Origin of the sequence: [Micrococcus luteus] ATCC 49442, assembly GCF_010367585.1 — a bacterium.
Lineage (GTDB): Bacteria > Actinomycetota > Actinomycetes > Actinomycetales > Micrococcaceae > Arthrobacter > Arthrobacter luteus_A.
The window spans coordinates 3572843-3599707 of sequence record NZ_JAAAXP010000001.1 but is presented as its reverse complement, the minus strand read 5'-3'; the positions used below and the strand labels follow the sequence as shown (position 1 = coordinate 3599707).

24 protein-coding genes and 1 riboswitch are annotated in these 26865 nt (G+C 66.8%); of the genes, 15 read left to right on the top strand and 9 right to left on the bottom strand.

All coding sequences use genetic code 11. The features are described from left to right. The first annotated feature begins 119 nt into the window (after positions 1–119). From GUV69_RS16380 to GUV69_RS16360, 5 genes are all read left to right on the top strand, one after another. Complete coding sequence (locus tag GUV69_RS16380) at positions 120–941, top strand: methyltransferase domain-containing protein (RefSeq protein ID WP_164204328.1); 822 nt, start codon at positions 120–122, stop codon at positions 939–941. Between the two features lie 90 nt (positions 942–1031). Then, positions 1032–1493 carry a hypothetical protein gene (locus GUV69_RS16375; RefSeq protein WP_164204326.1) on the top strand — a complete coding sequence of 154 codons (462 nt, stop codon included), beginning with the start codon at positions 1032–1034 and terminating at the stop codon, positions 1491–1493. Positions 1494–1533: 40 nt separating this feature from the next. Continuing rightward, a complete protein-coding gene (locus GUV69_RS16370; protein WP_164204323.1) occupies positions 1534–2157 on the top strand; it encodes a LysE family transporter in 624 nt (207 codons plus the stop codon). Between the two features lie 128 nt (positions 2158–2285). Continuing rightward, complete coding sequence (locus tag GUV69_RS16365; RefSeq protein WP_164204321.1) at positions 2286–2846, top strand: low molecular weight protein-tyrosine-phosphatase; 561 nt, start codon at positions 2286–2288, stop codon at positions 2844–2846. Continuing rightward, positions 2843–5008, top strand: coding sequence for a chorismate-binding protein (locus tag GUV69_RS16360; protein WP_164204319.1), 2166 nt, complete (start codon positions 2843–2845; stop codon positions 5006–5008). Before GUV69_RS16365 ends, GUV69_RS16360 begins: the two co-directional genes overlap by 4 nt. A 22-nt stretch (positions 5009–5030) precedes the next feature. On the opposite strand, the gene cls is transcribed toward GUV69_RS16360, so the two are convergent. After that, positions 5031–6503 (bottom strand): cardiolipin synthase, encoded by a 1473-nt coding sequence (gene cls / locus GUV69_RS16355; RefSeq protein WP_164206657.1) that lies wholly within the window; start codon positions 6501–6503, stop codon positions 5031–5033. A gap of 97 nt (positions 6504–6600) precedes the next feature. On the opposite strand from cls, the gene GUV69_RS16350 reads away from it, so the two are divergent. The 3 genes from GUV69_RS16350 to GUV69_RS16340 are packed head-to-tail and all read left to right on the top strand — an operon-like array spanning position 6601 to position 8503. Beyond that, positions 6601–7539 carry an aminodeoxychorismate lyase gene (locus GUV69_RS16350; RefSeq protein WP_164204317.1) on the top strand — a complete coding sequence of 313 codons (939 nt, stop codon included), beginning with the start codon at positions 6601–6603 and terminating at the stop codon, positions 7537–7539. A 6-nt stretch (positions 7540–7545) separates the two neighbouring features. Then, positions 7546–8028, top strand: a complete 483-nt coding sequence (locus GUV69_RS16345) for an NUDIX hydrolase (RefSeq protein WP_164204315.1) — start codon at positions 7546–7548, stop codon at positions 8026–8028. A 10-nt stretch (positions 8029–8038) separates the two neighbouring features. Further along, entirely contained in the window at positions 8039–8503 is a 465-nt protein-coding gene (locus GUV69_RS16340) for a pyridoxamine 5'-phosphate oxidase family protein (protein ID WP_164204313.1), read from the top strand. Positions 8504–8561: 58 nt separating this feature from the next. Here GUV69_RS16340 and GUV69_RS16335 read toward each other — a convergent pair whose 3' ends face one another. Further along, positions 8562–9284 carry a Rid family hydrolase gene (locus GUV69_RS16335; protein ID WP_244292751.1) on the bottom strand — a complete coding sequence of 241 codons (723 nt, stop codon included), beginning with the start codon at positions 9282–9284 and terminating at the stop codon, positions 8562–8564. Then, positions 9281–10885, bottom strand: coding sequence for a flavin monoamine oxidase family protein (locus GUV69_RS16330; RefSeq protein ID WP_244292750.1), 1605 nt, complete (start codon positions 10883–10885; stop codon positions 9281–9283). The genes GUV69_RS16335 and GUV69_RS16330 overlap by 4 nt, the downstream gene beginning before the upstream one ends. 191 nt (positions 10886–11076) lie before the next feature. Here GUV69_RS16330 and GUV69_RS16325 point away from each other — a divergent pair, with 191 nt between their 5' ends. Next, complete coding sequence (locus tag GUV69_RS16325; RefSeq protein ID WP_164204311.1) at positions 11077–12315, top strand: acetyl-CoA C-acyltransferase; 1239 nt, start codon at positions 11077–11079, stop codon at positions 12313–12315. A gap of 39 nt (positions 12316–12354) precedes the next feature. Here GUV69_RS16325 and opgC read toward each other — a convergent pair whose 3' ends face one another. Then, complete coding sequence (gene opgC, locus GUV69_RS16320) at positions 12355–14826, bottom strand: OpgC domain-containing protein (protein WP_164204310.1); 2472 nt, start codon at positions 14824–14826, stop codon at positions 12355–12357. Between the two features lie 267 nt (positions 14827–15093). Next, positions 15094–15207, top strand: a riboswitch (SAM riboswitch). Between the two features lie 13 nt (positions 15208–15220). Between opgC and GUV69_RS16315 the strand changes: the two genes are divergently transcribed. From GUV69_RS16315 to GUV69_RS16305, 3 genes are read left to right on the top strand one after another with little or no spacing between them, the layout of a single operon-like run. Next, positions 15221–15496 carry a DUF1737 domain-containing protein gene (locus GUV69_RS16315; RefSeq protein ID WP_164204308.1) on the top strand — a complete coding sequence of 92 codons (276 nt, stop codon included), beginning with the start codon at positions 15221–15223 and terminating at the stop codon, positions 15494–15496. After that, positions 15493–15903: a rhodanese-like domain-containing protein gene (locus GUV69_RS16310; RefSeq protein ID WP_164204306.1), complete on the top strand. Its 411-nt coding sequence runs from the start codon at positions 15493–15495 to the stop codon at positions 15901–15903. Before GUV69_RS16315 ends, GUV69_RS16310 begins: the two co-directional genes overlap by 4 nt. Then, entirely contained in the window at positions 15904–17112 is a 1209-nt protein-coding gene (locus tag GUV69_RS16305; RefSeq protein WP_164204304.1) for an O-succinylhomoserine sulfhydrylase, read from the top strand. It begins immediately after the preceding gene. Here GUV69_RS16305 and GUV69_RS23645 read toward each other — a convergent pair. Together GUV69_RS23645 and GUV69_RS16295 are read right to left on the bottom strand one after the other, a co-directional pair. Next, positions 17075–17269, bottom strand: coding sequence for a DUF1905 domain-containing protein (locus tag GUV69_RS23645; RefSeq protein ID WP_164206650.1), 195 nt, complete (start codon positions 17267–17269; stop codon positions 17075–17077). The genes GUV69_RS16305 and GUV69_RS23645 overlap by 38 nt on opposite strands. Positions 17270–17299: 30 nt before the next feature. Continuing rightward, the gene (locus tag GUV69_RS16295; RefSeq protein WP_164204302.1) at positions 17300–18196 is read right to left on the bottom strand and encodes a LysR family transcriptional regulator ArgP; all 897 of its coding nucleotides are present in this window, start codon (positions 18194–18196) and stop codon (positions 17300–17302) included. Between the two features lie 69 nt (positions 18197–18265). Between GUV69_RS16295 and GUV69_RS16290 the strand changes: the two genes are divergently transcribed. Both GUV69_RS16290 and GUV69_RS16285 read left to right on the top strand, forming a co-directional pair. Continuing rightward, positions 18266–18889 (top strand): LysE/ArgO family amino acid transporter, encoded by a 624-nt coding sequence (locus tag GUV69_RS16290; protein WP_164204300.1) that lies wholly within the window; start codon positions 18266–18268, stop codon positions 18887–18889. Positions 18890–18934: 45 nt separating this feature from the next. Beyond that, positions 18935–19561: a hypothetical protein gene (locus GUV69_RS16285; RefSeq protein WP_164204298.1), complete on the top strand. Its 627-nt coding sequence runs from the start codon at positions 18935–18937 to the stop codon at positions 19559–19561. Here the strand turns inward: GUV69_RS16285 and GUV69_RS16280 are convergent. The 3 genes from GUV69_RS16280 to GUV69_RS16270 form a co-directional block, all read right to left on the bottom strand. Further along, the gene (locus tag GUV69_RS16280; protein WP_244292749.1) at positions 19520–20725 is read right to left on the bottom strand and encodes a glycoside hydrolase family 26 protein; all 1206 of its coding nucleotides are present in this window, start codon (positions 20723–20725) and stop codon (positions 19520–19522) included. The genes GUV69_RS16285 and GUV69_RS16280 overlap by 42 nt on opposite strands. A gap of 120 nt (positions 20726–20845) precedes the next feature. Continuing rightward, positions 20846–22069, bottom strand: a complete 1224-nt coding sequence (locus GUV69_RS16275) for a glutamate--cysteine ligase 2 (protein ID WP_164206646.1) — start codon at positions 22067–22069, stop codon at positions 20846–20848. A 78-nt stretch (positions 22070–22147) separates the two neighbouring features. After that, positions 22148–23671: a UDP-N-acetylglucosamine 1-carboxyvinyltransferase gene (locus tag GUV69_RS16270; protein WP_164204296.1), complete on the bottom strand. Its 1524-nt coding sequence runs from the start codon at positions 23669–23671 to the stop codon at positions 22148–22150. 260 nt (positions 23672–23931) lie between these two features. Between GUV69_RS16270 and GUV69_RS16265 the strand changes: the two genes are divergently transcribed. Further along, positions 23932–26844 carry a GNAT family N-acetyltransferase gene (locus GUV69_RS16265; RefSeq protein ID WP_164204294.1) on the top strand — a complete coding sequence of 971 codons (2913 nt, stop codon included), beginning with the start codon at positions 23932–23934 and terminating at the stop codon, positions 26842–26844. Positions 26845–26865 lie beyond the last annotated feature (21 nt).

The following is a 26865-nucleotide window of genomic DNA, read 5'->3' as shown; positions in this document are numbered from 1 at the left end:
AGTAAGTAGCAGCACATGTCGTTTTGGGCGGTCAAAACGACACCTGCTGCTACCCAGTTGGGCCGAACGCACGACGCCGGCTCCTCCCATTCGCGCTACCGCGGCGGTAGCGTTTGTCTATGAGTGCGCAGCAGCCCGAAGACGACGATGTGTACACGCACGGCCACCACGAATCGGTGGTCCGCGCCCACGCTTCCAGGACCGCGGAGAACTCCGCAGCATTTGTCGTCCCGCACCTGACACCGGGAACATCCGTGCTCGACGTCGGCTGCGGGCCAGGAAGCATCACGTGCGATTTCGCGGGGCTGGTGGCGCCGGGCAAGGTCACGGGCCTGGACAGGTCGCCGGACATCATCGCCCAAGCCACGGCGCTCGCCGCTGAACGGGGGGTGGCCAACGCAGAGTTCGTAGCCGGCAACATTTATGACCTCGACTTCGACGACGAAACGTTCGATGTGGTCCACGCCCACCAGGTCCTGCAGCACCTGACCGACCCGGTGGAGGCACTGCGGGAGATGCGGCGGGTGGCCAAGCCGGGCGGCATTGTGGCCGTGCGCGACGCCGATTTCCATGGCATGAGCTGGTATCCGTCCTTTCCTGAGCTGGACGAATGGATGGACCTGTACCAGCGGATCGCCCGGCGCAACGGGGCCGAACCTGACGCCGGCCGCCGCCTGGTCTCCTGGGCCCAGTCCGCAGGTTTCACGGACGTCGCACCCACCAGCAGCAACTGGCTCTACGCCACCGGACAGCAGCGGCGATGGCAGGCCCGCGTCTGGGGCGAGCGGGTGCTGCATTCGGCCTTCGCGGAGCAGGCGCTGGAGTACGGCTTTGCCAACGCCGCGGACCTGGCGCGGATCTCCGCGGGCTGGCACCGGTGGGGATCCACCGACGACGGCTGGTTCCTGATCCCGAACGGCGAGGTCATCGCGCGGGCCTGACCTGCGCCCGCCATCCCGGTTTGCCTGATTTTTTCCACATAGGAACATTCAGCCCTGACACCCGCGGCTGCGCCCGAATAGCGTCAGATCATGATCATTCAAGCAGGCTTTGACCTCGAGATTCTTGCCCGTCTGCTGATAGCGCCCAAAGGTATTGTCCTGCCCAAGCTCGTTGTCATTGAGCTGGATGCCAACATGCAGTTCGCGGACATTCAGGTTGTCAGCCATCAATTCGCCGGGCGGATGGAGCCACACTTCGGCTCCATCCTGCGCCAACTGGATACGGACAGGACACGCTACTTTGCTATCGCCCATGCCGGGGCCTGGCCGGAGTGCCCGGCCTTAGACGCGCCGATTCTTGAAGAAGCAGAGGCGTTGCGAACACTTGCCCTTCAGCGCGGGTTCCTCATGATCGGGCATTTTGGCCTCGAAGGTGCCGAATACATGTCCAACGGGCCCCACTACTACTTTGACCGCTACCACCTCGGCCTCCCGTGCACCATGGACCACTGGATGCATGGTTCACGGCAGTTGCAGCTCCGGGGTCCGTGACCCGTGAGTACCTGCCCCGGAGTGCCACTAAACTTGGCTGGTGCAATTCTCCCTTTGGCTCGCCCTAGCGGGCGCCGGCGCCCTGATCAGCTTCACACCGGGGGCAGGTGCCATCAACACCATGAGCAACTCCCTCACGTCAGGCTTCCGCCGCTCCATCTGGGGAATCCTTGGCCAGCAGGCCGCCCTGGTGGTCCACGTGGTGATCGTGGCCCTGGGTGTCGGGGTGCTGGTGGCCAGCTCACCGGTGGCCTTCAACGTGATCCGCTACGCCGGCGCCGCATACCTGGTGTACCTGGGCATCCGCCAGTTCCTGAGCAAACCGGAACTGGACAAGGAACAGGCCGCGGCCCTCCGGAACGAACCAGCCTGGTCGATGTTCCGGCGCGGCCTCTGGGTCAATCTCCTGAACCCCAAGGCCATTGTCTTTTTCCTGGCGTTTATGCCGCAGTTCATCCGGCCCGAACAGCCGCTCCTGCCGCAGTACGTGATGCTCACGGCCACCGTGGTGGTGATCGACATCCTCGTGATGTGGTTCTTCTTTGCCCTGGCCGCCAAGTCCTTCCAGCGATTCACCCACAACGCCCGCGGCCAGAAAATCCTGAACCGGATCTTCGGCGTCCTTTTTGTTGCGGTGGGCGTTCTCCTCGCCGTCATCCACTAGGCTGCCCCCGGCCCTGCCTGGCCCCGTCAGCCCATGTTTGACTCACACTGTGATGAAGATTCACAACTTTGTAAAGACACGTGAATAACTCCTAGCCATGAACGTCTGGAGCGAGCATGCTTAACCCCATGAACCCACTGTCGAGGCCGTACCGGATCATCACCGTATGCACCGGCAACATCTGCCGGTCACCGATGGCCGAAATCATGCTGGCCGCGGCGTTCCGCGCCAGCGGGCTGAGCGATGAGGTGAGCGTCGATTCCGCGGGAACCACCGGTTACGAAGTGGGCCGGCCCATCGATCAGCGCGCGGCCCGGCGGCTGGCCATCACCAAACTGAGCTCGCAGCATCACGTCGCCCGCGAATGGCAAGCAGGCTGGTTCCGCGAGCGCGATCTGATTCTGGCCCTGGACATCGACCACTATGCCTGGCTGCGCGACGCTGCCCCGGACCAGGAATCCATGGACAAGGTGCGTATGCTCCGGAGCTTCGACCCTCTGGTCGCCGGCAGTGACCTGCTGGACCAGGGGATCGAGGATCCCTGGTACGGCGGCCATGCGGACTTTGACGCCGTCTGGCAGCAGATTCACGGTGCGGTGCCGGGTATCGTCGAGTACGTACAGGCGGCAGTGCGCCGTCCCGCCCCGCACCGGGAGCAGATGCAGCAGAAGGTACGCTCTATTTCATGACCCCCGCACCTGTGATCATCGCCATTGACGGGCGATCCGGCGCAGGCAAAACCACTCTGGCCATCGAACTCGCCGCTCAACTGCGGAACCACCACAAGGTCTCCCTGTTTCACCTTGAGGACATTTACCCGGGCTGGAACGGCCTCGCCGCTGGAATTGAACGCTACGTTGCCACCGTCCTGGCACCGTTGAGCCGCGGCGAGTCGGCCACCTGGACCAGCTGGGACTGGGCAAACCATTACGACGGCGACATGCGCGTCACGCTCCCCGCTGAGATCGTCATCATCGAGGGAGTGGGAGCGGCCGCCGCTGAGGCCCGGCCGCTGCTCAGCGCCGTCATCTGGGCCGATTCACCGGACGAGGTCCGCCGTAAGCGGGCGCTGGACCGTGATGGCGGCACCTATGAGCCGTTCTGGGAGCAGTGGGCGGCGCAGGAAGAGGAGTGGCTCGCCGACGACGACGTCCCGGGCCAGGCCGATATCCGCGTGCTTAATCATGCCGACGGGTCTGCCCCGGCGGACGTGCTGCAGGCCCTCTCCTACCTTCCCGTTCTCAGGGCAGCGCTGGTCCCTGAGTTCGCCGCCCGCCGCGGCCTGAGGCTCCGCGCAGAGCGGCTGGACGGCAGGCCGGACGCCGCCGCCCTCTTCGGGACGCTCTACGGCCGCTCGGCGCACGCCGTCTGGCTGGACTCCTCCAATGCCCCCGCCGGTCAGCCCCTGGAGCAGTCGCCCGCCACCGGGCGGAGCCGCTTCAGCATCCTCGCGGACGATGGCGGGACGTACGGCCAGTCCGTCATGCACCGCACCGGCGAAACCGTGGTCACCGCCGGCTCCGCAACGGTACGCGTGCCCGGCCCGTTTTTCCGCTGGCTGGACACGGTCTGGGGACGCCGGGCTGTCCGCACCCCGGACGGCTACCCCGGCGACTTCACCCTCGGCTGGCTGGGCTGCCTGGGGTATGAGCTGAAGCGTGAAACAGGAGGCTCGGACGTGACCGCACAGACCCCCGACGCGGCGCTGATCTTCGCTGGCCGGGCCGTGGTTCTGGACCATGTTGAAGGCACGGTGTGGCTCCTTGCCCTGGAGGCTCCCGACGCCGGCACCTGGCTGGCAGCGGCGCGCAGCGCCGTCCGCGGGACCTCCGTCAGCCACACCGCCGGACCAGCCTCCGGCACCGGTAACACCGGCACCCACAGCAGCAGCCCCACCACCGCGAGCGCCCAGGCCGCCGGCAGCAACGGCGGCGGACGTCAGGGCGGGCCGGCGTTCAGCAGCCGGGACACAGCGCTGTCCTACAAACAGAAGATTGCGGCCGCGCAGCACGAAATCCACGAGGGCAACTCGTACGAGGTCTGCCTGACCACCACCCTCACCGCCCGGCTCCCCGCCACCGCGGCGGAGCCCTGGAGTACCTACCTTGCCCTGCGGGCAAAAAACCCGGCGCCGTTCGCAAGCTACCTGCGTTTTGGCGGGCTGACCGTGGCCAGCACGTCGCCGGAACGGTTCCTGCGGATCACATCCGACGGCGGCATGCGTGCCGAACCGATCAAGGGCACCCGCCGCCGGGGTTCCGATCCTGCGCAGGACAAGGAACTGCGGGATGATCTGGCGTCATCGGTCAAGGACCGCGCCGAGAACATCATGATCGTTGACCTGTTGCGGAACGACCTCAGCCATTTCGCGGAGCCGGGCTCCGTCACGGTCAGCAGGCTGTGCGAGATCGAAAGCTACGCCACGGTGCACCAGATGGTGAGCACCATCGACGCGCAGTTGCTGCCCGGTTCACCGCGGGCCGAGGCGGTAGCCGCCTGTTTCCCGGCAGGGTCCATGACCGGCGCACCGAAAATCAGCACCATGGCGATCCTTGACCGGCTGGAGGACGGCCCCCGCGGGCTGTACTCCGGCGCGATCGGTTATTTCTCCATGAACGGAGCATCAGACCTCGCCGTGGCCATCCGCACGCTGGTGATCCGGTCAGGAGATGACACCGCCGGAGACCTCACCGCCGGGGACGGCACCCTGGACGCGCCGACGGCGGAACTCACCCTCGGCGTCGGCGGTGCCATCACTGCCGACTCGGTGCCGGACGAGGAGTACGACGAGATCCGGGTGAAGGCCTACGGTGTGTTGTCCGCCCTCGGCGCGGACTTCCCGGGCGGCTAACCTGCCTGCCTGGAGCCGGGCGTTACTGGACCGTCGCGGTCAGCCGGGCCACGTTGTCGATGTAACGGGCTGCGAGGGGCCGGTTGACCCAGTCCTCAAGCAGGAGTTCCTGCGAGATGTCCCGGTAGGTGTTCTCCACCGCCCGCATATCGTTCACAATGTCCTCGCCGAGCAGCATGACCGAGACCTCCAGGTTCAGCGAGAAGGACCGCATGTCCATGTTGCTGGAGCCGAGAACGGCCACTTCGTCGTCAATGGTGAAGTGCTTGGCGTGCAGGACATACGGCGCCTTGTAGAGGTAGATCCGGACGCCGGCCTCAAGCAGGGCCTCGTAGTACGAACGCTGGGCGTGATGGACCAGGAACTGATCGCCCTTCTCGGAGACGAACAACTCCACGTCCACGCCGCGCTGGGCGGCAGTGGTGATGGCATAGAGCAGCGAGTCGTCCGGGACGAAGTACGGGCTGCAGATGGAAATCCGGTGCTGCGCGGAGTAGATCAGCGTGTTGAAGAGGCGCAGGTTGTTCTCGGTGATGAACCCGGGACCGCTGGGCACCACCTGGGCTGTGACGTTGCCCGGCTCCGGATTGGCCGGAAGCTGCAGCTGGTGTTCGAGGTTCTCGTCCGTCTCGCTGAGCCAGTCGGTGGCAAAAACCACGTTCAGGGTGGTGACGATCGGGCCCCTCAGGCGGGCCATTAGTTCCACCCATTCACGGCCGGCCTTGCGGTGTTTCGGGTTGTTGTAGGACGGCTCGATCAGGTTCTGTGAACCCGTGAACGCGAGTTCGCCGTCCACCACCATGATCTTGCGGTGGTTCCTCAGGTCCGGGCGGCGCCACTGACCGTGGATGGGCAACAGGGGCAGCATGCGCTTCCACTGGATCTTGCTAGCTCTGAGCCGCCGGAGGAGGTTGCGGTAGCCCTTGACCCGCAGAGTGCCGATGTGGTCGAACAGGACCCGGACTTCCACGCCGCGCTCTGCAGCCTCTTCCATCGCCGTCAGCAGTTCGTCGGTGATGTGGTCCGTGCTCATGATGTAGAACTCGGCATTGACGAACTTCTTGGCTTTCCGCACCGCCTCGGTCATGGCAAAGATCGAGTCCGGGTAGCCGGGAATAAGGTCAACGGAGTTGCCGTCCACCATGGGCAGGGAGCCCAGCCTGCGGTTCAGTTCACCGGCGGACTTGACCCATTCCGGGCCCGGGTAGTCGCTTTCGACGTCAGCCAGGGACGAGATGCCCGCCCGCACCCGGGTGTTGACAATCTCCTGCTGCTGGCGGCGGCGGCTGGAGAGCTTGAAGTTGCCGAACAGCAGGAACAGCGCCAGGCCCACGAACGGCACAAAGAAGATTCCCAACAGCCATGCCATGGCCGTGGTGGGACGCCTGTTGCCTGGAATGATGCCGACGGCGAGGACCCGGATCACCAGGTCCGCGATGCTCAGCACCACCACAATCCACGTCGGCGCGGTACCGGCAAGCGAAACTGGCCACAACACTGGAAAAACCCCCGGGATATGCGCACCGGCGGACGGGTTTCGGCCGGGCAATGAACCACAGCTTAGCCGCGCCGGGCCCGACTAAGCTGGAGCCATGACTTCTCCTGCTCCCGTGGTGCTCGTTTTCCTTGACCCTGGGGTCCCGGCCGGCCGGCTTGCCGACGCTTCGCAGCCACAGCTGATGGCCACGGACCAGGGTGCCACCCGCGGTGACGGCATCTTCGAATCCATGCTCGCGGTGGGCGGTGACGTGCGGAAGCTGCAGGCTCACCTGGACCGGTTGGGCGGCTCCGCGAAGGCCCTTGACCTGGTGATCCCGGCGCAGGACCAATGGCGCGCGGCCATCGCCACAGGCGTGGCGGAGCACCGCAGCCAGCACCCGGCACCTTCCGCGGCCGAGGACGAAGTGGTGGTCAAGCTCGTGGCCACGCGCGGCCCCGAAGGTGCCGACTCCCCCACGTGCTGGGTCCAGGTTTCTCCGGTCGGCGCCCTGAGCCGGCGCCAGCGCGAGGCCGGCATCGACGTCATCCTGCTGGACCGCGGGTACGACAGTGACGCCGCCGAACGCGCACCGTGGCTGTTGCTCGGGGCGAAGACCCTGTCCTATGCGGTGAACATGGCCGCGCTCCGGCACGCACACAAGCAAGGGGCCGACGACGTCATCTTCCTGTCCACCGACGGCCGCGTCCTGGAGGGCCCCACGTCAACGGTCCTGCTGGCCCACGTGGAAACGGTCGACGACGGCGCAGGCGCCCGCACCGTCCGCCGGCTCATTACACCCCAGCTGGACACCGGCATCCTCCCCGGCACCTCCCAGAATGCGCTCTTCACCGCAGCGAAGGCGGCGGGCTGGGAGCTGGGCTACGGCCCGCTGGAGCCGCAGGACCTGCTGGACGCCGATGCCGTATGGCTGATTTCCAGCATCCGGCTGCTGGCGCCCGTGAACCACATCGACGGCAAGGAAATCGGTACGCCGGCCCTGCAGAAACAGCTGACTGCCGAACTGAACGCGCTGTACGCAGGGATCCAGTAGGCCGCCGTGCCTGTTCGAAGCGCGGGCATCCTGCTCTACCGGCACGGTCCGGCAGGCGGGCTGGAACTCTGGATAGCGCACATGGGCGGACCGTTCTGGGCCGGCAAGCAGGCCCACTCCTGGTCCCTCCCCAAAGGTGAGTACCAGCCCGACGAAGATCCGCTGGTGGCTGCCCGGCGGGAGTTCACCGAGGAAATCGGCACACCGCCACCTGCCGTTGACTACGTTTCCCTGGGCGAGTTCCGGCAGCCGTCCGGGAAGCTCATCACGGTCTTCGCCGCTGAGACCGACTTTCAGCCCGCCAGGATTGTCAGCAACACGTTCCCCCTGGAATGGCCGAAAGGCTCGGGGACCATCCAAGATTTTCCGGAGATCGACGACGCCCGGTGGGTCAGTGAAGCGGAGGCCCGGAACAAGCTCGTCAAGGGCCAGCTTCCCATCCTTGACGCCCTCGTCAAGGCCCTGTTGCAAAGGCAGGATCATCCGTAAGGTGTGGTCCATGAACTCGCACACGCAGCCCGCTGACAACCTGACCTTCGACCAGTGCTGGGAATTGCTTGAAGACGACACTGTAGGGCGCCTGGCTCTTGTGGTGGACGGCCATCCCGAGATTTTTCCGGTGAATTACGTTGTGCACCGCCGGAGCATCGTTTTCCGGACCGCAGGCGGCTCCAAGCTCTGGGGCGCCGAGGCGGCCCGCCCGGCCGCGCTGGAGATTGACGGCTACGATCCCCACACCGAAGAGGCCTGGAGCGTTGTGGCACGCGGAGACACTGAGGTGATCGAGGATCAGGCCGACAAGGATGCCGTCGACGCCCTGAGCCTGGAACCATGGCAGGCCGGCCCCAAGGACAACTACATCCGGCTGACCGTCAAAGCCCTGACCGGCCGGCGCTTCCAGGTCATCAAGCCTGACGTCTGGAACACCAGGCTGTCGGACCGCCGCCGCGCATCCTTCGAATAACGAACAGCACAGGACAGCAGGAAGGGCCGGGTCACCCCGGCCCTTCCTGCTGTCCCGCCTACTTCCCTGAGGGGGCCGGGTAGGCTGCGTCCACCTCCACTTCAACCAGCCACCCGTTGACAGGCAGGTTCTCGATCTCCAGGGCGAACCGTGAGGGCCTCGCGTCGTTCACCACCAGGGGGTCCGCCGGAGCCGCCGACCCGAGCGGAACCTTCACAGGGGATCCATCGGCGAGGCTCGTGTTTGCGAAGTACTGCCGGTACGCACGGTTCCAGCCGTCAAAGTCGGCTTTCTCCGTTCCGGCAGGGTTCTGGAGGAAGACGCGCATGGTGATGACGTCGTCGTAATCCAATCCTGCCTGCGCGAGGTTCTCGCCAATCCGGCGCAGGGCGTTGATCCCCTGCGCCTCGGTAATGGTGACCCCGGCGGGAAGCACACCGCCGGGGAAGACAGCCGTATCGATGTACCGCTGTTCGCTGCCGGCGGGCGCCGCGCTGTTCAGTGCCGACGGGCCCAGGCCGCTGGTCTTGTAGATGGCGGTGTTGGCGCCGATGGCGACGCCCGAAGCGATCATCGGGTTGTCCTGGCCGGCCGGCAGGTTGGAGACTGTGGTTCCCGGTTTGGGCGCGGTGAGGTCCTCGAAAACGGCCGGTCCGGCGAAAGCGGCGGTGGCGGTGAGGCACAGGCCGGCAACGCCGGCTGCGATCAGGGAGGTGCGGCGGATCATGGGCTTCTTTCCGGGGGTCGGGGTGCTGTCGCGGTGTTCGGACGGGGCGCTCATCCGGCCACCGCCGCGGCCACGCGGGTGTGCAGCGCGGTGACTGCCGCCCTGGCGGAGGTCATGGCACCGTGTTGCCAGGCGATGGCGTGGCTCAGGTGATCGCCGGCGAAGTAGATGTTGCCAGTGGGCTCCAGCAGCTTGACGTACTTGGCATCCGTCTGCGACGGCCAGCCCACCCATGCGCCTTCGGAGAATTCGGTGCTGCCCCAGTCAACCGAGAACGACGCCGAGACGTCCTTTTTGTATACGTCGCCGTGGATGCGCGCGCCTTGGTCAAGGGCGCGGCTAAGGCGCTTTTCGGGCGACAGGGGCTGGTAGGCGCGGGCGCTGGCGCCCGTGTTGTAGTAGCCCACCATGGTGCCGCGCTGGCCATGAAATCCTGTGGACGGGTACCACATGTTGCCCAGGTCGATGTTGGTGTTGGTGATGCCGCCGTAGATGCGGTGGTCCTCTTCCCACCACCGCCTCGAGTACTCGATGCCGATCTTGCCCGCGTCGCTGGGGGTGGCGAATTTGAGGGCATCAAGCACGTCGGCGGGGAGGTTGCCGGGAATTTTGGCGGCGATGTGGGGCGGCAGTGTGTTGACTGCGAAGTCGGCTTCAAGGCTCTTGGTCTGGCCGCCGGGGTTGGTGTAGTCCACGGAGACCCCGGTGGCGGTGTTGTTCAGCGAGAGGACCCTGGCGCCGTACACAATCTTGTCCTTGCCGATGGCTGCTTCGAAGGCGTAGGGGATCTTGTCCATGCCGCCCACGGGCTGGAACATCATCATCGCCTGGTCCCAGCCGAATTCGAACGAGAAGTAGTTCCCGACGCCGCTGGCGAAGACGTCGGACAAGGCATCCGGGGCCAGGGGTGTGCCGGCTTCCAGGCCCGCTCCGGGAGCCACGGAGTAGCCCTTCCGTCCGCTGCCCGAGTACTTGTAGCTCGCCGCCGCATTTCCGGGGACCTTGCCTCCGATGGCGCCGAAGTTGCCCAGGAAGGAGATGAGGTTTTCCTTGTCGGCCGGGCTGAGGTAGCTGTCCAGCGAACCCTGGTCCGTGGCTTTTGCGAGCAGTTCGGACACGTAGCCGTAGACGTCTGCCTTGGCGGCACGGTGGCGGACCGGAGTGTTGGAGAGCTTGGAGCTGCCCTCGCGGAAAAGGTAGCCGTCCGCGTTTTGGTTGGTGAACGGCTCGATGGCGACGCCGAGTTCCTTGCAGTAGTCAAGGGTGATGTGGTGCTGCGGGATCCGGCCTGGCCCGGCATTCATGTACTGGTCTTTGGAGAAGGTGGCCCGCTGGGTGACCCCTTTCAGGTCGGTTTCCTCGGTGCCGCCACGGACCGTCCAGTTGCGCCCGCCCGGACGCATGCGCGCTTCCAGGATGGTCACCTTGTAGCCGGCCTTGCCGAGCTCGTAGGCGGTGGTCAGGCCCGCGATTCCGCCGCCCAGCACCACCACCGATTTGCCCGCCCCGTTGACGTCGCCCTTCCGGGGGGCGGCAAACGCCGGTGTTGCCGAGTCAGGGGCAAGTCCCATGGCCTCCATGGTCTGGTACATAACCCCGGCGCCACCCACCATGCCTACGTAGCGGAGGAAATTCCTGCGAGTCGCATCTGTCAATTTTTTCCCTTTCACCGAAGCGTTACAACAGTGAGCGTAGGGACAGAATGTTTCATCAAAGGACGTGACAATTTCGGTGTTGTACCGTTCATATTTCGCTGAGGTAAACGTCGGCTACGGTCAGTAAACCCGCGCCGAACAGCCGGAAATCGTGAAATGCTGGCAGTACCGCACCACCGAAAGGCACCATCATGGGCAACGACGCCAAGGTTGATCCGTCCCCAGCAGCAGCCGGCGGCACCGCCGACCGCACCCCGGTCATCCTGGGCGGCGCCCGCACTCCCTTCGGCCGGTTCCGCGGCGGCCTGGCCGGGCTGACGTCCACCGAACTTGGCGCCCACGCCATCCGCCATGCGCTGGACCGGACGGGCGTGGCACCGGAGCAGGTCCAGGCCGTGATCGTGGGCCAGGTCATCCAGGCCGGCGCCGGCCAGGGACCCGCACGGCAGGCCAGCCTCGCCGCCGGAATCGGGTGGGACGTGCCCGCCGTGACCATCAACAAACTGTGCCTGTCCGGGCTGACCGCCGTGATCGATGCCGCCCGGATGATCCGCGCCGGCGAGGCCGACTTCATTGTCGCAGCGGGCCAGGAATCCATGACCAACGCTCCGCACCTGCTGCCCCGGCTCCGGAGCGGCGTTGCCATCGGCGATGCGCCGCTGCTGGATGCGCTGAACTTTGACGGCCTGCAGGACCCCCGCACCGGCGAGCTGATGGGTTCCGCTACGGACGCCGTCAATGCACGCCTTGGCATCGGCCGCCAGGCCCAGGACGACGTCGCTGCCCGTTCCCATCAACGGGCCGAAGCCGCCCGGACGGCCGGGTACCTGGCCGAGGAGATCGCTCCGGTGGAGGTCCCGCAGCGCCGCGGCGCCGCCGTCGTGATTGATACAGACGAAGGGATCAGGCCGGGCACGACGCCCGAGACCCTCGCGGCGCTGAAACCCGCCTTCTCCACAGCGGACACCGCCACCATCACCGCCGGGTCCTCCTCGCCGCTGTCCGACGGCGCAGCCGCCGTGGTGGTGGCCAGCAAGGCAGCGGCGGAAGCGGCCGGGCTCAGCTGGATCGCTGAGATCGGCAGCCACGGCCAGACTGCCGGACCAGACGGCTCCCTGCACTCCCAACCTTCCCGGGCCATCGGGCGCGCCCTGAAACTCGAGGGCCTGACCGTGGCAGATCTGGACCTCATCGAGATCAATGAGGCCTTCGCCTCGGTGGTGGTGCAGTCTGCGAAGGACCTGGGGATCGACGCCGAAAGAATCAACGCCGACGGCGGGGCCATTGCCCTGGGACATCCGGTGGGTGCCTCTGGGGCCCGCCTCGTGCTGCACCAGGCCCTCGCCCTGAAACGCCGCGGCGGCGGCACCGGCGTGGTGGCCCTGTGCGGCGGCGGCGGCCAGGGCGAGGCCCTGATCCTTAAGGCCTGACGCCCGGTAAGCGGGCTTAAGGGGTCAGCGGACAGCGGCTCAGGTGGGGATGATGCCGAACAGGACCCGCTTCTTCACCATCACCCAGAGAAGCCCCAGGATGACCGCATAGGCGGCCGTATTGACCAGGATGTCGCCCTGCCGCAGTGCCGGGATGTTGGCGATCACGGCGATGAGCACAACGTGCATGATGAAGACGTACAGCGTGGCCTGCCCCAGCGGAATCAGGAACCAGCCCAGGGCCCGCTCCACCGGCTTCCAGTACGCGGTCAGGAACGCATAGGCCGCCACCACCAGGACCAGGACGTTGAGGAGCCGGCCGGGGTCCAGGTAGGTGCGGGCAAAAAAGGCGTCGTACATGGCCCGGTAGGCGGTGTCCGGAATGACGGCCAGGCGCAGGTCGAATCCGTTGGCCAGGTAGGGGTTGCACCAGGACAGGAAGGCGAAAACAAACGCCAGCACCGTGGACGCCACCACGACCCAATGGTGCGCCGACAGCCAGGCGACGATGCGGCGCCGGTGGTAGCCCGCCACCAGGCCGACCACAAACAGGACCTGCCAGACAAGGAGCGGGAAGGAGTCCTCGAACTGGGAGGGCAGCAGCCTGACCCGGGTGGCAGCACCCGCGGCGTAGATCCCCAGCGTGCCGCCCAGAACCCACAGGGCCTTGCCGCGGTTGAGCGCGGCGAGGATCAGGGGGCTGGCCAGCAGCAGCACCACGTAAAGGCCCATCACGTTGAACTGCCAGGGACCGAACTGCAGGAGGACGATGGCGGGCAGGACCTGGGCGGGCACCGGGAACTGCAGGAGAGTTTCCATTCCTGCGTACAGGTCATAGGTCCGGCCGGCGGCGTTGTGTCCCGCGCCGCCGGTGCCCTGGTCAACGTAGGTGGTCAGCGCGTCGGTCTGGAAGAAGGGCAGCAGCGAGAGCAGGAAGACACCGATGAGGACCGCGAGGGCGGTGACGTACAGCTTTCCGGCCCGGCGGGACGTCAGATCCACCACCTTGCCGAAATCGTCCCTCACCCTCGGCCCGTACACCATCCCCACCACCAGGCCGGAGAACAGCACAAACAGCTCTGCGCCGGAAACGAACCCCACCGCTTCCTGGGTCAGCAGCTGGAAGAGCGATGTCATGCCCAGGTGGTTGACCACCACAAAAACAATGGCCAGGCCCCGGAGGAGGTCCACCCTGAAATCCCGCTTGGACGGATCCCCGTAGCCCCAGCCGGAAATCACGCCTACGCGCCGTGGCAACTGCCACAAGGCAATCAGGAGGATCACCATGGCCGCCCCGACACTCCAGGCAGCAGGACCGGCCAGGGAATTGGCCTGCGTAGCCTGCTGCCCTCCGCTGACAGCAGTGACCGGGCCGGTGGTCAGGCCGGACGCGGCCAGACCGTCGCCGGCAGCCTGCGCGATGCCGGCGTTGCCGGTAATTCGCCAGTCGATGCTGACCACACCGGTATCACGGGTGCTGGTCCGTTCGTCCCAGACGACGGCGGCGATCCGGTCGAATTCGTCCGCTGTGGCGGCCGCGAGGGTCTGGTCCCACCAGGCCCCCTTGATGTCCGCTTCCGCAGCGCCGCCAGCAACAGGGCTGTAAAAGGCGGCCGTCTGCAGGAGCATCGGTTTGTCCCGGCCGGCGGCGTATGTGGCGTAGAAATTTTCGCTCCCTGCCTGCGTCACCATCGCGGTGAGCTCACCGCCGGCGGGGAGGGTATTGACCGCGGCCTTGCCGCCGGTGTCATCGTGATAGGCCGTCAGCCCCACCCACTCCACCGCGTCATCGCCGGGGTAGTAGGGCGCGTATGCTGCGTCTGCACCGTTCCAGCTTCCGTCCCCGTTGGTGTCCAGCAGGGCGTATCCCTCGGACCCGGCGGCGGGGGCGTCCCGGTGGCGTTCAAACGGGTAGTCCCGCCCAAGGTACGGCTGCCACACCATCACGGTGCCGGCGTCGTCCCCGGTTTTGAACTCCGCAGCAATGGTGCGGAACGCTTCCTTGTAGGCGGCCGGCTGCTGACCCCACTCCACCCAGCTTGAGTTCATGTCGGGGGCGAACCGGATCAGCAGCGTGCCCCGGAAAGCAGAGGCCAGCTCCTTAGCCTTGGCCGCGAAGGCCCTTGCGGCTGCGGCATCCACCTGGCCCAGCGCCATGGAGGGGCGCACGGTGAGCATGGCATGGGCCCCCTGCCCTGCAGCCTGGTCAAAGAAGTCCCGGACGTTCTGTTCCTCCCCGGACCGCACGGGCAGCGAGATTTCGTGGTCCAGCAGCGCGGGCGAAGCCCCCAGCCGCTCGGCAAATCCCGCCGCCGAGTCCTCGCCCCATTCAAGGACAGCTCCGAGCAGGGGTTTGCCCTCCTCCGGCTCAGGCCGGGCCGCGTGGGCCGGGCCCGCGGACAACAGGCTGACCAGGAGGAGCAGGGCTGCAACAAGGGCGGCCGGCAAAGTGCTCCGTACTCCGGGCACGGCCGACGGCGGCACGCCCCTGTTTGCGAAGAGTGTTGGCATAGCGGTGTGGACCCTCCCCCAGGACGGCTTTTGTGCTGGCGGCCGGTGCCGCCGCGAAAACTCTATCGGTCTTCGCAGGCGTGCCTGCTGATCGTCACCGCACCGCTGCCAGGTTCTGCGTGCACGCTCCTGTCACAAGGTTCACCGCCGTGTTCCCGATGCCTCGATTGTCCGGCCCCCTGGCCGGGGCTGGAGGCCCCGGATTGGTTACGGAACATGACGACGGCGGCGGTGCAGCCGGGTGCCCCGGATGTTACGTTTTTGGGGAGTAATGAGAACCGGCGCCAAGCCCTGACTGGCCGGTCGGCAACCCTCCCTTTCGCGGCGGGGTGCCTCAGGTGAATACTCGGCATATCGACATTCGAGCTGCAAGCGTGAGAGAAGGAGATCCGTCGTGTCTGACGCACCTGCCCCTGAAGAAAAACTGTCGTACCGGCTTGTGACCGGGCCGGATGACAGGTCCTTCTGTGAACGGATTTCCACGGCCCTGGCCGAAGGGTATGTCCTGCACGGCAGCCCGGCCGCAACGTCCAACGGCGGCCAGGTGATCGTCGCGCAGGCACTTATCCTCCCGTCGGCCATCGCCAGCGCGGATGCCGCCGTCGCCACCGCCGTGGATGACCTGTCCGCCAGCGAGGACCTCGAGTTCGACGGCGAGGGCCACGCATGAGCTACGCCGGAGACCTCACCCCGCACGAAGCGTGGGCCAAGCTGGAGCAGGGCGCCATTTTGGTGGACGTCCGCACCGAAGGCGAATGGGCGCACATCGGCATTCCGGACACAAAGGCCACGGACAACGATCCCCTGTTCATTCCATGGACGTTCGCCGGCGGCATCCCCAACGCCGACTTCATCACCGACCTCACGCAGCAGGCCCCCGAGGACAGCGCAACGGAACTGTTGTTCATCTGCCGCTCGGGCCAGCGCTCCGTCGCCGCCGCCATTGCAGCGACGCAGGCAGGGTTCACGTCCTACAACGTCCTGGAGGGTTTTGAAGGTGTGCCGGACCGTTACGGCGAGCGCACCGTCAACGGCTGGAAGAACAGCGGCCTGCCCACCAACCTGGGAAGCCGCTAGATGACCTTCAACGAAGAAGCCGCCGGCTGGAGCGCCGACACGCAGGCAGTCCGCGGCGGCCTGGACCGCACCAACTTCCAGGAAACCACCGAGCCGGTCTTCCTGAACTCCGGCTTTGTCTACGAGTCCGCGGCCGCGGCCGAGCGCGCCTTCACCGGCGAAGACGAACGGTTTGTCTACTCCCGGTACGGCAACCCGTCAGTGGCCACCTTCCAGGAGCGCCTCCGCCTGCTTGAAGGCACCGAAGCGTGCTTCGCGACGGCGTCGGGCATGTCAGCGGTATTCACCGCCCTGGGTGCCCTGCTGGCTGCCGGGGACCGCGTGGTTGCTGCGCGTTCCTTGTTCGGCTCCTGCTTTGTGATCCTGAACGAGATCCTGCCGCGCTGGGGTGTGGAGACCGTGTTTGTGGACGGGCCCGACCTGGACCAGTGGCGCGAAGCCCTGTCGGAACCCACTACTGCCGTGTTCTTCGAATCGCCGTCCAACCCCATGCAGGAGATTGTGGACATCGCCGCGGTCAGCGAGCTGGCGCACGCCGCCGGGGCCACCGTCGTCGTCGACAATGTCTTTGCCACTCCCCTGCTGCAGCGCTGCGGGCAGTTCGGCGCGGACGTGATTGTGTACTCCGGCACGAAGCACATCGACGGCCAGGGCAGGGTGCTGGGGGGCGCCATCCTTGGTACGGCAGAGTTCATCAATGGCCCGGTCAAGCAGCTCATGCGTCACACCGGCCCGGCCCTCTCCGCGTTCAATGCCTGGGTGCTCACCAAGGGCCTGGAAACCATGTCGCTCCGCGTGAACCACTCCTCCGCCTCCGCGCTGCGGCTGGCCGAGTGGCTCGAACAGCAGCCGGCCGTCAGCTGGGTCAAGTACCCGCTGCTGAAATCACATCCCCAGTACGAGCTCGCGGCCAGGCAGATGAAGGCCGGCGGCACAGTGCTCACCTTCGAACTTGCCGCGACGGGCGGCCGCACGGGCAAGGATGCCGCCTTCGCGCTGCTGGACGCCCTGCGGATCATCGACATCTCCAACAACCTGGGCGACGCCAAGTCGCTCATCACCCATCCGGCCACTACCACCCACCGCGCCATGGGCCCCGAAGGCCGTGCGGCCATCGGGCTCAGCGACGGTGTGGTGCGCCTGTCCGTGGGCCTGGAGGATGTGGAGGACCTCATCGGCGACCTCGAACAGGCGCTGAAGCAGGCCTAGGGGCGGGCCGCGCCGGGTGGCTCACCGTCGCGCCGGATTTCGAGCCGCTCGTGCTGTCCGGAAATACCGAGGTCTGCCACATGTGGCCGGCGATCTCAGCCGTGACTTTGATCGAGCCAAAGCCTTTCCGGAACGCCGCCGCTCCCGGCCCGCCTATGGCGGGCGAGTGGTACTGCTGACCGGAGGCTCAGGGTTGGCGGAGGTGCGTGGAGGCCGTCGCATGCACGGCGCCGGTCAGCTGGTTGAGCACCGGGGAGTCGATCTTCCAGCGTTGCCAGTAGAGCGCGACATCAACGGGTTTCCCGGGCGCAAGCTCCACGAGGTCCCCCTTTCCGACGTCGGCCATGCACTGCTGCTCCGGCAGCAGCCCCCAGCCCAGACCCAGCCGGATGGCCTGCGCGAACTCGCCCGACGACGGCACATAGTGCCGCGGCGCTGCCAGGTCCGCGCCCGTCAGGTTACGGAAGAAACCGGTCTGCAGATCGTCCTTGCGGTCGAAGTCCACCACCGGCGCCCGGCTGCCGGCTGCCAGCCCGGGGCCGCCCGGCCACCAGCGCCGCACATAGCCCGGGCTCGCCACCGCCCGGTAGCGCAGGGAGCCCAGCGGCTCGACGCTGCAACCCTGGACGGGCTCCGGCGTTGCGGTGACGGCAGCCATCACCGCTCCGGTGCGCAACAGCCGTGCGGAATGCTGTTCGTCTTCCCGGTGGAGTTCAAAGCAGGCGCCGAGGTCGGGGGGAAGGCTGGCCAGCGCCTGCAGGAACCAGGTGGATAAGGAGTCGGCGTTGACCACCAGCGGGATGGGCGAGCCGGGTGTGGCCACGGTGCCGTCGAGCTCCTGCCGGGCATCCCATTCCAGTTGCCGCACCTGCCGGGCAAACCGCAGCACGGCCTCGCCGGCGGTGGTGGGGCGGACCGGGCTGGTGCGCTGCAGGAGGATCTGGCCGGCTGCATCCTCCATCGCCTTCAGCCGCTGCGAGATGGCCGACGGCGTGACGTAGAGGCTGCGGGCGGCCGCTTCCAGGGTGCCTTCTTCCACCACCGCGGCGAACGTCCGAAGCTGCTCCAGCTGGAAGGACTTCATTAGCATTCCTTAATAGAAGTAAGAATATTTAGCTGGCCTAATTCTATGCCCCGCCCTAAATTGGAGGACATGGACTTCGCAGGACTGCTGGCACCGGCCGCGCTGGGCTTCGGCACAGGGCTCGCCCTTATTGTTGCCATCGGCAGCCAGAATGCCTTTGTGTTGCGGCAGGGTATCCGCGGCGAGCATGTGGCCGCCGTCGTCATCGTCTGTGGCGTTTCCGATGCGGTCCTCATCGCCGCGGGCATCGCCGGGGTAGGGGCGTTGCTGCAGGCCAACCCGGTCATCGTGGATGTGGTCCGGTTTGCCGGAGCCGCGTTCTTGGTGGCGTACGGCGTCATGGCCGCGCGCCGGGCAGTGCGTCCGGGCACCCTGACGGCATCAGGACGGCAGCCCGCCGTCGGCCTTGGCGCTGCCCTGAGCACGGTGCTGGCCCTGACCTGGCTCAACCCCCACGTTTATCTGGACACGGTTCTGCTGCTGGGATCGGTGGCCAACCAGCAGACGCAGGACCTGCGCTGGTTGTTCGGCGCGGGCGCAATCGCCGCCAGCCTCGCCTGGTTCAGCGCCCTGGGATTCGGGGCCCGGATCCTGCGGCCCTTCTTTGCGAAGCCTTCCTCGTGGCGCGTCCTCGACGGCTTCGTCGCGGTGGTAATGCTCACGCTGGGGATCCGGCTGGCGGTAGGCGCCTGACCGTCTGATTCCGCTGCCACGCGGGCTGTGTGACCCGCGGGACTGTTGGTTCTCCGGACTGTTGACTACAAACGCGCCGGCGCGGTCATCGTCGCGGCAAGCTGCTGCTGGTTGGCGGGGATCTCCTTTGTAGGGACGGTGCACGTCACGAAGGACCCGGCAGCCAGGCTGGCGATGCTGCAGCGGGGCCGCGGACGCTGGGTGGCCGGTCAGTTCCTGGCCGCGGCAGGCACCGCGGCGGTACCCGTCGGGTTTGTCCGCTTCGCCCGGTCCGTCCGGTCCGGGCCCGCCGAGAACCTTGCCGCCGGAGCAGCAGGGGCCCTGCTCGCCGGTGCACCGCTGTTCATTGTTGCCCTCGCCGGGCGTGCCGCGGACCTGGAAAGGTTCGCCTACCGGCGGGGTCCAAACTGGCCGTTCCTGACCTACGCAGTCCTGCATATCGGCGCCCTCGCGGCCCTGGGGCCCGCGCTCCTGCTGCTGCCGCTAAAACCCTGGACCGGCGCCACTGCGCTGGCCGGCGTTCCCGTGTTCGGCATCATCCTGGCGGGAACCAGGGACATCCCGCCGCTTGTTTTCTACTTGGTGGAGGCTGCCGTGGGGGTCCAGTTGATGCGGTATGAGGAGGCCGGGCTACCGCCGGGCGGCCAGCGCCGCGGCGAGAGCCGAGGCTGAGCCAGGGCTGCTGTCAATCCGCCAGTCCGTCTCCTTGGTGAAGTTGAACCAGACAAGCCCGGTGACATCCGGCTGCGAGCGCAAGTATGAAACCAGGGCCGTGTTCCAGTCCGGCTTGTTCCCGCCGGCCTCAGCGCTGGCCGTCTCCGTAATGATGATCGGCTTGCCCGGTGCGATGGTGCGGAGCTGTGCCAGGTGGGGTCCGAACAAGGAAGAGGGCATTTGCCAGGAACTCCAGGCCTGCGTGGTCCCCCAGTTGTAGGCGTCCAGGCCCACCGTATCCACGAAGGCATTCCCGGGGTAAAGCAGCGCGGGGTCCACGGATCCGCCGCCGTTGGGTGCCCATACCCAGTTGACGTTGGCGGCGCCGCCCGCTGTGACCAGATCGTGAACATGCCGCCAGGCCCTGACGTAATCGCCGGGCTGGTTTCCGTTCACGGCCTCGCACCACGGATACCAGTCGCCGTTCATTTCGTGGGCGAACCGGAGCATGAGCGGCCTGCCCCAGGCAGCAAGGGTGGTTCCCCACTGGGTGATGTAGGGGTCGAAGTCGCCGGCAGCGATCCGGGCCACCGAGTAGGCGGGCTGGGACACCCCGCTCCCTGCGATCCAGGGCTCCCACGTGACCAGCGGCGTCGCACCCCGGCTCACCACCGAGTCCAGTTCCGCCACGGGAGGAGGTTGGCGGAAATCTTTGTAGGACAGGACAATGCCAGGGCTTTCACCAACCAGATCCGCGACGGCGTCAAGCTCCGCCCCCGCCGCCGCTCCACCGGGAGTGGCGACGCCGAAGCGGAGCAGCGGTGTGCCGGCAGCAGGGGCGCCGGCGAGGACAACGAAGGAAGTGGTCACCGCAGTCCTGCCAACAGCGACACTCAGGCCGGCCTGGCCTTGGGCTGTTGCCGCGATGGTGGCCTGTGCACTGAAGGCCCCGGATTTTGTGGTCTGGAAGGTGACGGTCGCTGCGCCGCCGGTGACGGTTCCGGCGGCGGACTTGGGGAATCCTGATCCTGCCAAGGCAACCCTGGTGCCGGCCGGACCCGACGCCGGCGTGAGGCTGACGGCAGGAATTGGGGCTGCGGAGGCGCTTGCCGCGCTGAACCCGGCGTGGACAGCCGCCAGCCCAAATCCCAGCATGGCGCCGCGGCGCGTCAGATGTTCCATGGTCCCCCTTGTCATTCCGTGCGCAAATGGTGTTCCGTGCGCACAGTGACGCGCCGTTGGCCAATAGTAGCCAGCAGGCGGATCCATTGGGAATGGGCAGCGACGATTCGAACGGACAGGTCAGACCTGGCGCACCCGCAGCAAATCCGGTGCCTCATCAACGTCCGGAAGGCCGGAGGTTTCCCGCATCGTGATACCCACGGCGTGGGCAACGACGGCACCCAGCCCGCCGTCGTCGGGCGCTGATTCCAAGGCGGCGTCCCGGACCCGGCGCTGCTCGGCGGAGCCGGTGCCCCGCGAAATAATGTCCTCCACGCCTTGGCGGGCCAGAGACAGCTCGCCCTGCTCGGCAAGGACGGGCGCCAGGTAGTCCACGAGGGACCGGACCACGTCCGCCGCGGGGGCAGGCCGGAAGGTGCCAAAGTCCAGCAGCTCGCCGCCCATGCCGCTGCTGCTCGCCTGCCAGGCCGCCATCCGCAGCAGCACGGTGGGCACCGGCGCGGGCTCCACCCCCTCCCGCCATTCCCGGCTGGCCGACTCCACCAAAGCCCGCACCAGGACGGCGATCAGGGCAGCGTCCTCGGCCCGGAGGCAGACGTCGGCCACGCGGACCTCAACGGTGGGGTGGTTCCGGGACAGCCGGGCGTCGAAGTAGATCATGCCTTCGTCCAGCATCACGCCGCTGTCCAGCAGGCGCCTCACCACCCGCCGGTACTGGGAGTACGTGCCGAAAATGGCGGACGGCCCCGAGGTGGGCCACCGGTTCCAGGCCTGGGTGCGGTAACTCTCGAACCCCGTGGACAGCCCCATCCAGAACGGCGAGTTGGCGCTCAGGGCGGTGAGAACGGCCAGCTTGTCCCTGATCCTGTCCAGGACGGCAACGCCCTCGTCTTCGGACTCGATGTAGGTGTGGACGTGGAAGCCGCAGGTCAGCTGCTCCTGCGCGGTCAGGCCAAACCGCTCCAGCATGCGGGCGTACCGGGGGTCCGGGGTGGTGTGGCTCGCCAAACCAAACGGGGAGGTGGCCAGTGCGGCCACCCGGGCGCCGTACTTCCGGGCCGCCTGGTCTGCGAGCAGGCGGCCCGCACGGATCTGCGGCAGCAGATCGGCGTACTCAAGGCACGGCCGCGTCTGGGTCTCGATCTGCTCAAGCTTCAGTTCGGCGCTCAAGCCCATTTCGTCGTCGTAGGTGGCCTTGTTCCGGGTTTCCAGCGTTTGCTGGTCTGCCGGGGCGTCGTCGGCCGCAAGTCGATGCTCCGCGAGCAGGGCATCCGCCAACGCAAGCGGCAGCCCCGACTCTGGATCAACGATCAGGAGTTCTTCCTCGACGCCGAATGTTCGCATGTCTATATTGTGCGTCACGCGGCCAAGGCTGCGGCAGACCGGCCAGGGACGGGCTGCGCCCCTGGCCGGTCCCGGAACCTAGTCCTGGAAGTACTCCACCTTGGCGCCAATGGTGTTGAGCCGTTCGGCCAGGTCTTCGTAGCCGCGCTCGATGACGTAGATGTTTCGCAGCTCCGACACACCCCGCGCGGCCAGCATGGCCAGCAACAGGCAGGCGGCCGGGCGGAGGGCCGGCGGGCAGCCCACCTCAGCGGCACGCCATTTGGTGGGACCGTTGACGTAGATCCGGTGCGGGTCCAGCAGCTGCACCTGCGCGCCGAGCCGGTTCAGCTCGGTGAGGTAGATGGCACGGTTCTCGTAGACCCAGTCGTGGATCATGGTCTGGCCGTTGGCGTTGGCGGCGATGACCGCGAAAAACGGCAGGTTGTCAATGTTCAGCCCCGGAAACGGCATGGGATGGATCTTGTCCTCCGGCGCCCGCAGCTCGGAGGGCTTGGTGGTCACATCCACCAGCCGGGTGCGGCCGTTCCGCGCCATGTACTCCCCGGAAATCTCCAGCTGCTGGCCCATCTGCCCAAGCGTGGCCAGTTCAATCTCCATGAATTCGATGGGAACGCGGCGGATGGTCACTTCGGAGTTTGTGACGATGCCGGCCGTGATCAGGCTCATCGCTTCAATGGGATCCTCGGACGGGAAGTATTCAATGTCGGCATCGACCACCGGCCGCCCGGTGATCTTCAGCGTGGTGGTACCCACGCCATCGATCTGCACGCCGAGCATTTCCAGGTAGAAGCAGAGGTCCTGGACCATGTAGTTCGGACTCGCGTTGCGGATCACGGTGGTTCCCTCGCGGTGCGCGGCGGCCATGATCGCGTTCTCCGTAACGGTGTCCCCGCGCTCCGTCAGCACGAAGGAGCGGTGCCGGGCGTCCGGCTTCGGAGCCTGCACCGTGTAGTAACCGGCGGTTGCCTCCACAGACAACCCGAACTGGCGCAGTGCCTGCATGTGCGGCTCCACAGTGCGGGTGCCCAGATCGCAGCCTCCGGCGTACGGCAGGCGGTATTCAGAAGACTCATCCAGGAGCGGGCCGAGGAGCATGATCACGCTGCGCGTACGGCGGGCGGCGTCCACGTCCATGGCGGCAAGGTCCAGAACGGCAGGGCGGCGGAGCCGGAGGTCCGTGTCGTTGAGCCAGGTGCATTCGACGCCTATGCTTGTCAGCACCTCCACGATCCTGTTGACCTCTTCGATCCGGGCGAGGCGGCGCAGCACGGTGGTGCCGCGGTTAATCAGGCTGGCGCAAAGCAGGGCGACGCCGGCATTCTTGCTGCTGTTGACATCCACGGCTCCGGACAGTGTGCGGCCACCCTCGATCCGCAGGTGGGTCATTTGGGGTTTGCCCACCTTGACGATGCTCCTTTCGAAGATCGTCTCGAGCCGCTGGATCATCTTGAGGCTGAGGTTCTGCTTGCCCTGCTCCATCCGTGCGATGGCGCTTTGGCTGGTTCCAAGCGCCTCGGCGAGCTGGCCCTGGGTCCAGTTTTTTTCCATGCGGGCGTCTTTCAGCGTGGCAGCAATGTGCTCGGCGGTTTCCTGACTCATGGCTAAAAAATATCACAAATGATCTATTAACGCCGGAATGCTACCCCTAAGGCATCGACTAGGGACCTACCTACCCGCTTCATGCGATATCCGCCACCCCCGCGGCAGCGTTTCGCCGGCGTCGGCGAGGGCAACGCGTCGCCATCCGCAGTCCAAGCAACACTTCCTTCACGAACCGGCCGGATTTTGCGAACAGGACCGAGTCCACTTATCTTGAACCAAAGTAAGCCTTACCTAACCTTTGAAAGTAGCCCGCGACGATGCCGCAATCCCCGACGCACGGCCCCGCTCCCGCAGGCGGCGCCGGAACGTACCGCGACCGGTGGGGAATTCCGCACTTGTGGGCAGAGTCCGCCAACCAGCTCGCCCGCCTTCAGGGCATGAATGCGGCGGCGGACCGCTCGTGGCAGATCGAGCTCGAACGCTGGCGCTCGGAAGGCCGCACCGCTGAAATGATGGGTGCGGACGGCCTCCACTGGGACCGCTTCGCCAGGCAGGCCAGGCTGGATGACACGGCGCGCCGCTGCTTCGAAGGGCTCGACGACGGCACCAGACGGTGGTGCGAAAGTTACGTGACAGGCATCAACCAGGCCCTGGAAGACGGGCTGCGCGGCGGGCCCGAGTTCGAGGAATCGGGTACGGCGCCTACGCCGTGGCACGCGTGGACGCCGCTTGGCATCTTCCTGGTCCAGCACATCCTGTTCTCCACGTTCCCCAACAAACTCTTCCGTGCGCACGTGGCCAAAACACTGGGTCCCGATGCCGTGGGCCTGTTCAGCATCGAGGCCCCGGTATGGTCCGGCAGCAACGCGTGGGCGGCACACGGTTCCGCGACGGCTAGCGGCAGGCCACTTATCGCCGGCGACCCCCATCGCCTGCTGGAACTGCCTGGCGTGTACCAGCAGGTGCGGCTCGCGTGCCCGGAGTTCGACGCCATCGGGTTCGCCTTCCCCGGCGTGCCCGGGCTGCCGCACTTCGGCCACACCGGACACACCGCCTGGGCCATCACCAACGCCATGGCCGACTACCAGGACCTCTTCGAGGAGGAACTGCGGCGCGTCTCGGCGGGCGCTGCGCCTGCGGGCACCGAGCCCGCCGCTTCGAGGCCCGCGGGCATCGAAGCGCGAGGCCCGCTCGGTTGGGAGCCCGCCGTCGTCGGCATGGAAACCATCCACGTCCGCGGCGGCCGCCCCGTGGAGGTGGACATTATCGAGACTGCCCGGGGTCCGGTCATTGCGGGAGGGCCCGACGGCGGCGCCCTGAGTCTGCGGTTTCCGGCGCAGGTGGAAGGGCGGCTGGGTTTCGAAGCCCTCCTGCCACTGCTGCGGAGCCGTTCGGTGGCGGACGTGGAAGGGGCGCTGGCGGCATGGGTGGAACCAGTCAACAGCGTGGTCGCGGCCGACGCCTCCGGCACTGTCAGGCACTTCGTGGCAGGGCTGGTACCGGAGCGGAACCACGCTAACCGCCGGACACCCGTACCTGCACGGAACTCTGCATATTCCTGGACCGGCATATACACGCCGCTGCCCAGTTCTGACGTGACACACACTGCAGTGAGTGCGAACGACCGCGATGCCGGCGGCGGGGATGCGGTTGCCATGGAGTTCGCGCCAGTACACCGCGCCCGGCGCATCCGCCAGCTCCTTGAAGCCCGGACGGGGCCGCACACGGCGGACAGCATGCAGGCGATCCATTCAGATACGTTGCTTGGACCCTGGCCCCAATACCGGGCTCTGCTCGGAACACTCGATGGCGGTTCGCTGAGTGCCGCCGCGGTCCGGCTCCGCGCGCGGCTTCTGGCGTGGGACGGGCGCATGGACGCCGGCAGTACGGACGCGGCAGTCTTCGCAACGTGGCGCGGCCTCCTGGTCCGCGAGATTGCCCGGCACCCCGCCCTGGCCCCGCTCGCAGGGCCCACGGGCTACGCGCCGGTGTTCGGGCCATGGCTGTCAGCGGCTTCGCGGGTGGGATTCGCCCTCGAAACCCTGCTTGTGCGGGGGCCCGAGCTCGGCATCGGCCCGGACGCCGCAGCAGCTGCGGCACTGGAGGAGGCTGCAGCATTGGAGGAGGCTGCAGCATTGGAGGAAGCTGTCCTGGGAGAAGCCGCGCGGGACGTTGCTGGCACACAGAGAAAAGGCTGGGGCAGGCGCCACCGGCTGCTTGCAGTGCACGAGCTCCCCGGCACGCTGGCCAACGCAGCGCCCACCGTGCCGCTCTCCGGCGACACCGGGTGTGTGCTGTCCACCGAAAGCCTGCCTGGAGTCGAAGACCGAAGCTTCCGCGGGCCGGCTGCCCGTTATGTGTGGGACCTGGCCGACCGGCAGCAGAGCCGCTGGGTTGTTCCTTTCGGCGCCGCGGGCACCCCGGGGCACCCCCATTTCGCGGACCAGCTACCCCTGTGGGCAGCAGGGGAATTGCTTCCCGTGGTCACGGACTGGACGCTGCTCACTCTTGATTCCGTGCCAGCCCCGGGCACCCCGCCCGGCCCGGGCTCCCCCGCAACTACCCATCCTCCGAAGCAACCCATGCCCACGAAGGAACCTATGCCTGCAAAGGAAATCATGACCACCCCGACCCAAGACTTCGCCGTCCGAACAACTGTCTACGCCGAAGAGTTCGAAGGCCGGAAGGAGCTCCGGATCGTCCCGCTGGTTCCGGCGGAAGACATCGATCTCATCCATGGGTGGGTTACCCAGCCCCGGGCCAGGTTCTGGGGCATGACCGGGCACTCCCGCGGGGACGTGCTCGAAATCTACGAGTTCCTCGACTCACTGGACACACACCATGCCTTCCTGGTCCTGCTCGGCGGCGAACCAACGGCACTTTTCCAGACCTACGAGCCACTGCACGATCCCGTCGGCGAGGCATACCCTGCCCGTGAAGAAGACATCGGCATGCATCTGCTGCTGGCTCCGGCCACCCGGCCCGTCGCAAACTTCACGCCGCAGCTGGGCGCATCGCTCATCCGCTATATGTTCTCGACGCCCGGCAAGGACAGGATCGTTGTGGAGCCCGATGCCCGCAACGCCAAGGCACGGCGCCGGCTCGAGGCCACCTGCTTTGAGCTCGGACCCGTGGTCCGGTTGGCGGAAAAGGAAGCTCAGCTGGCGTTCCTGACCCGTGCCGGTTTCGACCGGTCCGAGCCGCTGCGGTCCCGCTCAGGGCGCGGCTGACCCGCTAAACCAGCCCGCCGT

What these genes read in the sequence shown, in the direction of transcription:
- GUV69_RS16340 (WP_164204313.1), top strand. Translation starts at nt 8,039, where the DNA reads ATGAACTCGCACACGCAGCCCGCTGACAACCTGACCTTCGACCAGTGC.
- GUV69_RS16360 (WP_164204319.1), top strand. Translation starts at nt 2,843, where the DNA reads ATGACCCCCGCACCTGTGATCATCGCCATTGACGGGCGATCCGGCGCA.
- GUV69_RS16270 (WP_164204296.1), bottom strand. Translation starts at nt 23,671, where the DNA reads ATGAGTCAGGAAACCGCCGAGCACATTGCTGCCACGCTGAAAGACGCC.
- GUV69_RS16290 (WP_164204300.1), top strand. Translation starts at nt 18,266, where the DNA reads ATGGACTTCGCAGGACTGCTGGCACCGGCCGCGCTGGGCTTCGGCACA.
- GUV69_RS16335 (WP_244292751.1), bottom strand. Translation starts at nt 9,284, where the DNA reads ATGAGCGCCCCGTCCGAACACCGCGACAGCACCCCGACCCCCGGAAAG.
- GUV69_RS16325 (WP_164204311.1), top strand. Translation starts at nt 11,077, where the DNA reads ATGGGCAACGACGCCAAGGTTGATCCGTCCCCAGCAGCAGCCGGCGGC.
- opgC (WP_164204310.1), bottom strand. Translation starts at nt 14,826, where the DNA reads ATGCCAACACTCTTCGCAAACAGGGGCGTGCCGCCGTCGGCCGTGCCC.
- GUV69_RS16375 (WP_164204326.1), top strand. Translation starts at nt 1,032, where the DNA reads ATGATCATTCAAGCAGGCTTTGACCTCGAGATTCTTGCCCGTCTGCTG.
- GUV69_RS16305 (WP_164204304.1), top strand. Translation starts at nt 15,904, where the DNA reads ATGACCTTCAACGAAGAAGCCGCCGGCTGGAGCGCCGACACGCAGGCA.
- GUV69_RS16350 (WP_164204317.1), top strand. Translation starts at nt 6,601, where the DNA reads ATGACTTCTCCTGCTCCCGTGGTGCTCGTTTTCCTTGACCCTGGGGTC.
- GUV69_RS16295 (WP_164204302.1), bottom strand. Translation starts at nt 18,196, where the DNA reads ATGAAGTCCTTCCAGCTGGAGCAGCTTCGGACGTTCGCCGCGGTGGTG.
- GUV69_RS16280 (WP_244292749.1), bottom strand. Translation starts at nt 20,725, where the DNA reads ATGGAACATCTGACGCGCCGCGGCGCCATGCTGGGATTTGGGCTGGCG.
- GUV69_RS16365 (WP_164204321.1), top strand. Translation starts at nt 2,286, where the DNA reads ATGAACCCACTGTCGAGGCCGTACCGGATCATCACCGTATGCACCGGC.
- GUV69_RS16380 (WP_164204328.1), top strand. Translation starts at nt 120, where the DNA reads ATGAGTGCGCAGCAGCCCGAAGACGACGATGTGTACACGCACGGCCAC.
- GUV69_RS16310 (WP_164204306.1), top strand. Translation starts at nt 15,493, where the DNA reads ATGAGCTACGCCGGAGACCTCACCCCGCACGAAGCGTGGGCCAAGCTG.
- GUV69_RS16275 (WP_164206646.1), bottom strand. Translation starts at nt 22,069, where the DNA reads ATGCGAACATTCGGCGTCGAGGAAGAACTCCTGATCGTTGATCCAGAG.
- GUV69_RS16265 (WP_164204294.1), top strand. Translation starts at nt 23,932, where the DNA reads ATGCCGCAATCCCCGACGCACGGCCCCGCTCCCGCAGGCGGCGCCGGA.